This window comes from Anaerolineae bacterium (assembly GCA_013178015.1).
Lineage (GTDB): Bacteria > Chloroflexota > Anaerolineae > DRVO01 > DRVO01 > Ch71.
Window position 1 is genome coordinate 38,054 of sequence record JABLXR010000029.1, and the last position, 8,656, is coordinate 46,709.

The following is an 8,656-nucleotide window of genomic DNA, read 5'->3' on the forward strand; positions in this document are numbered from 1 at the left end:
AGTCTGGCTGAATGCCAGGGGCGGGTCTCGGTGCAGGATAGACGGGCTCTGGAGAGACGTAAAGGAGAGACGGGGTCAGTCAGCGGCGCGAGGAACCGAAGGGGCCTAGAGGGTGGGTTGTGCGTGCCTCTCGCCGGGGCCGGTCATGAGTGGAGGCAGAGGGACCGCCCACCGGCGGCCCCTCTGCCTTGAGTGCGTAAGCCGCTAGTCGCCCACCCAGCCGCGCTGATCCTCGGGGATGGACTGCAGGAGCTCGGTGATCTGAGGATCGAGCGTGTGGCAGAACTCCTCCGCCGTCACCTCGCCGTCGAGCAGAGCGTCCATCTCGGCGGTGATCATCTTGTCCATCTCCGGGAACTTCACCGTGACGTCTTGGTGCTTGGTGTGGCCGCCACGGAAGATGTCCAGGACCAGCGTCTGGTCTATGTGCTCCAGACCCTGGACGGGCGGATGGATGAAGCTGTCCAGCTCGGCGACCGCCTTCAGAGTGGGTGTGCCCAGCCCGAGGCGGTTGTCGTACAACTCCTGCCCCGTGGGGCCGGCCAGGTACATGGCCCACTTGAACGACTCCAAGGGGTACCTGGTGGTCGAGCCGATGGAGCAGCCGTCCTGAGGGGTGCGGGTGAAGGCGCCGGCGGCGCCGCGAGGCATGGCGGCGATGTCGAAGTGCAACTCGGGCACATCGTTGATGTACCACATCCAGGGGTTCCAGACGGACCGCATGGCCAGGCGGCCGCTGGTGAACTGGGTGACGGCCCCTTCGGTGGCTTCCGCCGGGGTGGGAGTGATCCTCCACTTGTTGATAAGATCGGCGCGATACTGGAAGGCTTGGATGGTCTCGGGCATGGTCAACCGGGACTCGGTGCGGTCCTCGTTGGTGATGAGGCCGCCGAAGGACCACACGATGGGATAGGCATAGACCCACCAGCGCGAGGTGTCATAACCCCAGACCCTCTCGACCCCTTCGCCCTCGGCGAGCTCCATCCCAATCTCGACCAGTTTGTCGTAGGTCCAGTCTGGGTCATCCCAGGTCTTAGGCGGGTAGGGAATGCCCTTGGCGTCGAAGAGGTCCTTGTTGTAGTACATGATGACGTCCTGAGTGTCCAGGGAGAGCAGGTACATCTTCCCCTGGAAGAAGTGCTTCTCCCACTCCGTCTCCCAGTAGTCCTCCTTGGTGAGGCCGGACTCGGTGTTGAACAGCTCGGTGACGTCCAGGCACATGCCGCGCGAGGCCATATCGACCATCTGCTTGGTCTCGAGGTTGAAGACGTCCGGCAGGTCGCCGGCGGTGGCCAGGAGCCGCAGCTTGTCGTGGAAGTTCTGACCGGGCCAGGTCGTCTTCTTGACTCCGATGTCCGGGTTCTCCTCCTCGAACTGGGCGATCAGCTGGTCATCGGCGGCGTTGTGAGGCGGGCCCGAGTACTGAGAGGCATACACCAGGATGATCGGGCCTTCGGGCGCTCTCTCCTTCTCGACGACGACCGTCTCCTTGACCACGACGGTCTCTTTGACGATCTGAGGCGTGCCTTCGACGATCTTGGTGACTTCCTTCTCCACTATCCTCTCGATCACTTCCGGCGTGGGCGAGGCCCCGCACGCCGCTAGTGCCCCGGCGCCCGCCAGCGCGACGCCGGCTCTGAACAGCTCGCGACGAGTGATGAGTCTTCCAGACACGATCTTCCTCCTCAGCGTTCGTCTATCGTAGCCGGGAGGCCCGACGCCTCCCGCGGGCCGACCAGAAGGTCCGCTCGGCACCGCACTTGGCGGTGCGATGCCGGCTATCGCCTGGAGTGCAGAAACGACTGCGGCGTCTGGCTGCCGACGCCTCAGTTGGTGGCTAGCGACCTCCGAAGCCGGTGGTAACTATGCCCTGGATGAAATAGCGCTGGGCAGCGAAGAACAGGACCAGAACGGGAATGAGCATGATGGTGGCCGCCGCCATCATCAGGTTCCACTCAGTGCCTCTCAAGCCCTGGAACGCCCGCAGCCCGACGGCAAGGGTCATCTTCTCCAGCGAGTTCAGGTAGATGAGGGGACCCATGAAGGAGTTCCAGTTGCCCAGGAAGGTGAAGATGGCCACCGCCGTGAGGACGGGCTTGGACAGGGGCAGGATGACCCGAAGATAGGTCTGGAGGATGCCGGCCCCGTCAATGCGGGCCGCCTCGTCCAGTTCGTAAGGGATGCCCATGAAGAATTGGCGAAACAGGAAGATGTTGAAGGCGCCCCCTCCGAGGTAGGTGGGCACGATGAGAGGGAGGAAGGTGTCTATCCACCCGAGCAGACGGAAAAGCAGGTACGAAGGGATCTGGGTGACGATCTCGGGCAACATCATGGTCGAGAGGACCAGGATGAAGAGCTTGTCGCGCCCAGGGAAGCGCATGCGGGCGAAGCCGAACCCGGCCAGGGAGGCGGCGAAGAGCACGCCCACCATGTTGGCTCCAGTGATGATGGCCGTATTGAGGAGGAACCGGGTGAAGGGAAGGCCGGACTCGAAGATGGCGGTGTAGTAGTTGCGCCAGACGGGCGGGTTGGGGATCCAGACGGGCGGGAAGGTGAACTCGGTCCCTCGCACTTTGAGCGAGGTGCTGAGCAGCCAGATGAAGGGGATGAGCATTACCAGGCTCAGGCTCACCAGCAGCAGTTGCATCGCCGCCTCGAAGATAAAGTGGCGATAGCGGGCTCGCTGGTAGAAGCGGGGCTGGGCCTGTAGCCGCGCCCGAACCTGCGTGGTGGCTCCCATTACCTTCTCCCTACCCCTTCCGCTCTACTTCGTAGTAGACCCATCTGCCAGCCATGCGGAACTGGATCAGGGTGACCAGCAGAATGATGGCGAAGAGCACCCAGGCCAAGGCGGCGGCGTAGCCCATACGGGTGAACTCCCACCCCTGGCGGTAGATATAGAGGACGTAGAACAGGGTGGCGTTGTTTGGGCCGCCCCCGGTGGCGATGAAAGCGGTGGTGAACACCTGGAACGAGCCGATGATGCCCATAGTGAGGTTGAAGAAGAGGGTAGGAGTGAGCATGGGGAGGGTGATGCGCCAGAACTTCGTCCAGGCACTGGCCCCGTCTATCGAAGAGGCCTCATAGAGGACCGGATCTATGCCCTGAAGCCCAGCCAGGAAGATGAGCATGGCGCTTCCCAAGCCCCACAGAGCCATGATGACGAAGCTCGGCTTGGCCAGGTCGGCGGAGTAAAGCCACTTCTGGGGCGGCAGCCCGAAGACGTTGAGCAGGGCGTTGGCCAGCCCGTACTCCGGGTTGAAGATCCACATCCACAGGAACACGTTGGCCACGGCGGGCATAATGGAAGGGACGTAGAAGATAACCCGGTAGATGCCCTTCCCGTGCACGTTGGTGTTGAGGAGTATGGCCGCCAAGAGGGCGGTGAGGATGTGGAGGGGGACATAGAGCCCAGTGTAGAAAGCGGTGTTCCAGAGGCTCTTGCTGAAGAGAGGGTCTCTCAGCGCCCTGGTGAAGTTGCCTGACCCGATGAAGTGGATGGGTCTCAGAATCTCGTAGTCGGTGGTGCTGAGCCAGAGCGAAGCCACCATGGGGCCAGCAGTGAAGATGAGAAAGCCCAGCAGCCATGGCACGATGCAAAGGAACCCCTGGAGTGCTTCCTTGCGAAAGGCGGACGTCCGCGATGAAGACGCCCACACCGCTCGGACCGCAACCATAGGTGAGCCCATCTGGCAAACCCCTGTTGCCACAGAGTTGCAGGTGCAACGAGCAATCTGGAGAAGTGTGACCATTATAGGTGCCTATACCAGCCAGCGCAAGGGCCAGCAAACGCTGCACGCTCGGGCGACGACTCTGTGTCTGAGGCCCCGCACCGATGCTTGGCGGCGCTCAAGCGAATCACGGGGCTGGGGCTGCCGAAGCCGGCTCGTCGGCCGATGGGCCGGGCTGCGTTTGCCTAGGGACACCCGAACGCCCCGGCTGCTGTCGAGCCCCACAGCCAGGGCCAGGCTAAGCCGATCCCGCGCTCGTGCGAGGAGAGAGTACCGAGCATGAGCTACCTCCGGACTGGTGCGCCGCCGCTTGGGACCGGCGCCGGACGGATCCCAGTAGCTCGGTTGGCGCTCGGAACATCTTGGCTTAGGATGGCAGGGCTTCTGTCTGATGGGCGCCGGAGCGTGGGAGGTGAGCGATACCGATCGCTAGGGCTGGGGGCCAACAGAGGAAGTCCAGCAGGCAAGTGGCGGCGAAAGCGGCGGCGCTGGCCCTAGTCTTGCTGCTGTGTACTATTGTGCTGGCCAGCCTGGAGTCGTCGGACCGAGTAGGCCCGGGGGTTCTCCGCGGCCTGGGCAGCAGCTGGGTGACCGGTTTGATGCTGCTCATCACCCGGCTCGGCTCGACGGTCGTGGTGGCGACCCTGGCGTTGGGATGGGCATGGATCAAGCGCCGCAGCGGCACGATGGTGGCGGCGGTGCCGGGGCTGGCTGCCGCGGGCGGCGGGCTCCTTAGCCTGGTCGTCAAAGAGATGGTGCACCGACCCAGGCCCGAGGTGGTCGAGGCGCTGGTGAAGGTTGATAGCTTCAGCTTCCCCAGTGGACATGCGCTGCTGGCAATGGCCTTCTACGGCGCAGTGGCCCTATTGCTGGCGCCCAGTGTGCGGACGCGCTGCGGCCGCATGGCCATCTACGGCCTCACAGGGGCAGTTCTGCTGCTCATCGGGGTGAGCCGACTGCACCTGGGGGTACACTACCTGAGCGACGTGGTGGGCGGGTATGCCCTGGGCGCAGCCTGGCTATCGGCTCTGTGGCTGGCTCTGCCGGGCGGTCGGGGGAGCCGCGACGGTGAAGAGCCCGTCTCCTGCTCCGGCACTGGGGGCTTGCCGTGACCCCGATTCGCGTGTAGAATGCCGCGCGTTCCGCCGGGCCGCCTGAGCGACTTCGAGCGGCCCCACGAGCACTTCCTTCCGGAGATCGAATTCCCGATTATCTAACCGCGCGAGGTATCCATGAGCAAGAGCTTTCCGGTTAGGGCAGTGGCTTTCCTGGAGGACAAGCGGAACGCCATGGCCCTCAACGTGATGCTGGCCGTTGGCTTCGTTGCCGGCTTGCTGTTCCTCCCCCCTCTATCGGCGTGCAACCGCATCAGCGGCGTCGGGTACCAGTTCATCGGCTCTCAGGGCGGTTCACTGACGGATCCTGACGGCACCCAAGTCACTCTGCAGGAAGCTGCCGGTCAGGTCTACGCCAAGCTAACTGGCATCCCCCGGCTGGATTTTCTAGAGGGCAAGGCATCGGAGAGCTACTACGCTGCCGCCACGAACGTGCCTGGTCACCTGCGCCTGAAGAGCCCCCTCTATGATCTCCAGGTTAGGGGCCAGCTCCCCCGCAACCCCGGCGCAGGCGTTCGGCTGATCACCTATTCCATACCTATCCCGAATGATGCCGAGCCCTACGAGGCCCTCTCTCTCTACGAGTGGACTGGTAACAGCTGGCGATTCGTGCCCTCTCACGTTATCCCCGAGGACGACCAGATCGAGGCTAACCTGGACTACGTCCCCGGCCCTCTGGCTGTCTTCCATCAGGAGCCTGTGGTGCCGGCCGTCTCCGCCGATCTTCATCCCGGTACCGACGTGGTGGCGTTGGCTCAGGGGGCCACCGAGGCCAACCCCATGGGCCTGTACTTGCTGGAGGACGGCTCGCTGGGTGGGAGCCTGCCTCCGGAGGTGGCCGAGTTGAGCCCTGAAGCCTGGGTGGTGCCAGTGGTGAGAAACTGGGGCCCGGATGGCGTGGTGCGCTGTGACTACACCGACAACGTGCTGGCCATACCCGAGCTCACTCAGGCGCACATCGAGGCGCTGGTGCAGGCTGTGGACGAGAACGAGTGGACCGGGATCGAACTCGAATACCGGGAGGTAAACCCGGAGCTGCGCGAGCGGTTCACCGAGTTCGTGCGTGAGTTGTCTTCTCGTCTGCATGCCATGGGCAAAGTGCTGGGCATCCGAGTCAGTCCGCCCATCCAGATCGCCGATGACCGCTGGGTAACCGGCGCTTTTGACTGGAGAGCACTGGGGATGCTGGCCGATCGGCTGGTGGTGCCTGTTCCGGCCGACCTCAACGCGTACAGGACGGATGGGTCGCTTGCCCGCCTTCTCAGCTGGGCGACAGGCGAGGTGGAGCGATATCGGCTCTACGTGGATCTGCCTGCCTTGAGCCGGGAGAAGGTTCTGAACTACATCCTGTATCGGCGGTACGACGACATATTGGCATCCTTCGGTCGAATCGAGCTCGAGAATGGGAATCAGGTTGGCCCTGAGCAGCCGGTGAAAGTGCGCCTAGCTGGCCTCACCGAGTGGTCCGGTCTTCAGTACGATGAGGCCACCCATACACACTGGTTTAGCTACCGAGACCCTGGCGGCACTGAGCACGTGGTGCAGCTTGAGGATCCGGGCAGCCTGGCCTACAAGCTGGCTCTGATCGGCTCCTACCGACTCCGAGGAGTAGCGGTGACCGGCACCGGCCAGCATCCAGACACCTGGCGCGTCCTGGCCGACTACCGCAACCTAGTGGTGAGCGACCCGCGCGAGCCGGTGGCCCTGAGTCTGGCTCTACAGGGCGATCAGTTCAGAAACCTGGAGGCAGGGGCAGGCGCTTGGGAGGTGAAGGCGCCGGCCCAGGCGGGCAGTTACGCGTTGCAGGCGGCCCTGTTGGTGGGGTCGCACCAGTCGCGTCTGGACGGGGGAACGTTGTTGGAGGTGGTGTCGCCCACTGCTACTGCTGCTCCGGAGCCTACTGCGACTCCTACCCCCAGACCCCTTCCCACCGACACAGCTGTCCCGGTGCCCACCAGCACATCAGCGCCAGGCGCGGAAAGCCAGTCGGAAGCTCCCGCGGAGGCTCCTCCGCCCACGGCCACGCCGGCGCCGGTGGTAGCTCCCCCGCCCAGCGGAGGTGGCGGTTTTGGCTACGGCGTCCAAGCCCATGTGATCCACAACGGCCAGGCACCTCAGGTGATGGCCATGATCAGGGGCATGGGGTTCAACTGGGTCAAGCAGCAGATCGAGTGGAAGCTGTTCGAGCCCTCCAAGGGCGACTATCAGTGGGGCGCCATAGATGAGGTGGTGGACGCGGCCAACGCCGCCGGCATTAATGTCCTCCTCAGCGTGGTGAAGGCCCCCGCCTGGGCTAGGCCCCCGGGAGCGGACCTGAGCGTGGAGGGCCCGCCAGCCAACCCGCAGGATTTCGCCGATTTCTTGGGGGCCATGGCGGCCCGATACCGGGGTCGGGTGCGAGCCTATGAGGTCTGGAACGAGCAGAACCTGCACTATGAGTGGGGCAACGAGCCCATTGACCCGGGGCGTTACGTGGAGTTGCTCAAGCACTGCTACGCTGCCATCAAAGCTAACGACCCTGGTGCACTGGTGATTAGCGGCGCGCTGACTCCTACTGGGGCGCAACCGCCACTTGGCATGGACGACTTCGCCTACCTGGAGGGCATGTACCGGGCGGGGCTGAAGAACTACGCGGATGGTATAGGGGCACACCCCAGCGGATACAACGTGAGCCCGGACGTGACTTGGGAGGGCGCCTGTGAGTTCATCAAGGCGAGACAGGCGGGGTTCACCGGCGCCTGCGATACTCCGCACCACTCGTGGAGCTTCCGCTCCACCATGGAGGGCTACCGCAACATCATGGTGGTGTACGGCGACGGAGGCAAGAAGATCTGGCCCACGGAGTTCGGTTGGGCCTCGTCGCCGGCGCCCGTGGTTCACTACGAGTACGCTGCCGACAACAGCCTCCAGGATCAGGCTGACTGGACCGTTCGTGCCTACCAGATGGCGCGGAACTGGGGCTGGGTAGGGCCGATGTTCCTATGGAATCTGAATTTCAAAGTGGTGGCTCCGGGGTCGGAGCAGGCACAGTGGGGCATCGTGGACGAGGGGTGGGGTCCGCTGCCCTGCTACAGCGCCTTGGCTGCCATGCCTAAGTGAGAATGGCAGGTGCCGGGCGCATCCGCATTGAGGGTGCGCCTTGGTCTGGGGGGTGACAATGGTCACCCCCCACCGTGTTACACCGGGAGGCACCGGGCGATGCTGGCCTTGGCGCTCTCTTCGGTGCCTAGGCAACGTCTCTGAGTGAGGGGCTGGGTGGAGAGCAACGGAACCGGGGAACGGCGTTCCTGGCCGGGCTGGCTCTATTGGTGGCTGGCCGTGTGGACCGTGGGCATCCTGATGGCGGTGGGCTACTTCGGGTACTACATATGGTGCAACGGACCGGGGGCGGCCATGGGCCGTGAGGGGCCCATGCTGACCCGAGCAGCCAGTCACGACAACGACCTTTTCCCCAGCCGCGCAGCCATGAGTGCCACTCCACCTGCCGCTGCCTCCGCCATTCCAGCGGTGGCTTCCGCTACTTCGTGGCCGATGCCCACCGGCGTGCCTTCACCGACTGCCATGGCCAGCCCTACGCCAGCGCCTCCTCTAGCTGAGGGGCCTCGGGGGCTACCGATGGAGTCGCCGGAGTATGGGATGCAGGCGTTTTTGTGGTGGCGGCCGGAGACGGCGCATCGGGATTTAGGGATGATACGGGAGGCGGGGTTTGGCTGGGTGAAGCAGAACTTTGCCTGGAGGGACATAGAGCTAGCCAAGGGGGTATTTGACTGGTCGGTGACGGACCGGATCATGGATCAGATAGACGAGTTT

At 64.0% G+C, this 8,656-nt stretch carries 6 protein-coding genes; 3 read left to right on the top strand and 3 right to left on the bottom strand.

Annotated features, from left to right (window positions below):
• Positions 1-204 precede the first annotated feature (204 nt).
• From HPY83_12125 to HPY83_12135, 3 genes are all read right to left on the bottom strand, one after another.
• Positions 205-1,674 carry a sugar ABC transporter substrate-binding protein gene (locus HPY83_12125; protein ID NPV08690.1) on the bottom strand — a complete coding sequence of 490 codons (1,470 nt, stop codon included), beginning with the start codon at positions 1,672-1,674 and terminating at the stop codon, positions 205-207.
• 163 nt (positions 1,675-1,837) lie between these two features.
• Entirely contained in the window at positions 1,838-2,614 is a 777-nt protein-coding gene (locus tag HPY83_12130) for a carbohydrate ABC transporter permease (GenBank protein ID NPV08691.1), read from the bottom strand.
• A 136-nt stretch (positions 2,615-2,750) separates the two neighbouring features.
• Positions 2,751-3,677 (bottom strand): sugar ABC transporter permease, encoded by a 927-nt coding sequence (locus HPY83_12135; protein ID NPV08692.1) that lies wholly within the window; start codon positions 3,675-3,677, stop codon positions 2,751-2,753.
• A gap of 521 nt (positions 3,678-4,198) precedes the next feature.
• Between HPY83_12135 and HPY83_12140 the strand changes: the two genes are divergently transcribed.
• From HPY83_12140 to HPY83_12150, 3 genes are all read left to right on the top strand, one after another.
• On the top strand, positions 4,199-4,843 hold the full coding sequence (locus HPY83_12140; protein ID NPV08693.1) for a phosphatase PAP2 family protein: 645 nt from the start codon (positions 4,199-4,201) through the stop codon (positions 4,841-4,843).
• 120 nt (positions 4,844-4,963) lie between these two features.
• On the top strand, positions 4,964-7,945 hold the full coding sequence (locus tag HPY83_12145; GenBank protein ID NPV08694.1) for a cellulase family glycosylhydrolase: 2,982 nt from the start codon (positions 4,964-4,966) through the stop codon (positions 7,943-7,945).
• A gap of 156 nt (positions 7,946-8,101) precedes the next feature.
• On the top strand, positions 8,102-8,656 hold a 555-nt coding region (locus HPY83_12150), incomplete at its 3' end, for a hypothetical protein (GenBank protein ID NPV08695.1).

Bases quoted from the DNA above. Each gene is read 5' to 3' on its own strand.
- HPY83_12145 (NPV08694.1), top strand. From the start codon at position 4,964: ATGAGCAAGAGCTTTCCGGTTAGGGCAGTGGCTTTCCTGGAGGACAAG.
- HPY83_12130 (NPV08691.1), bottom strand. From the start codon at position 2,614: ATGCTCATCCCCTTCATCTGGCTGCTCAGCACCTCGCTCAAAGTGCGA.
- HPY83_12135 (NPV08692.1), bottom strand. From the start codon at position 3,677: ATGGTTGCGGTCCGAGCGGTGTGGGCGTCTTCATCGCGGACGTCCGCC.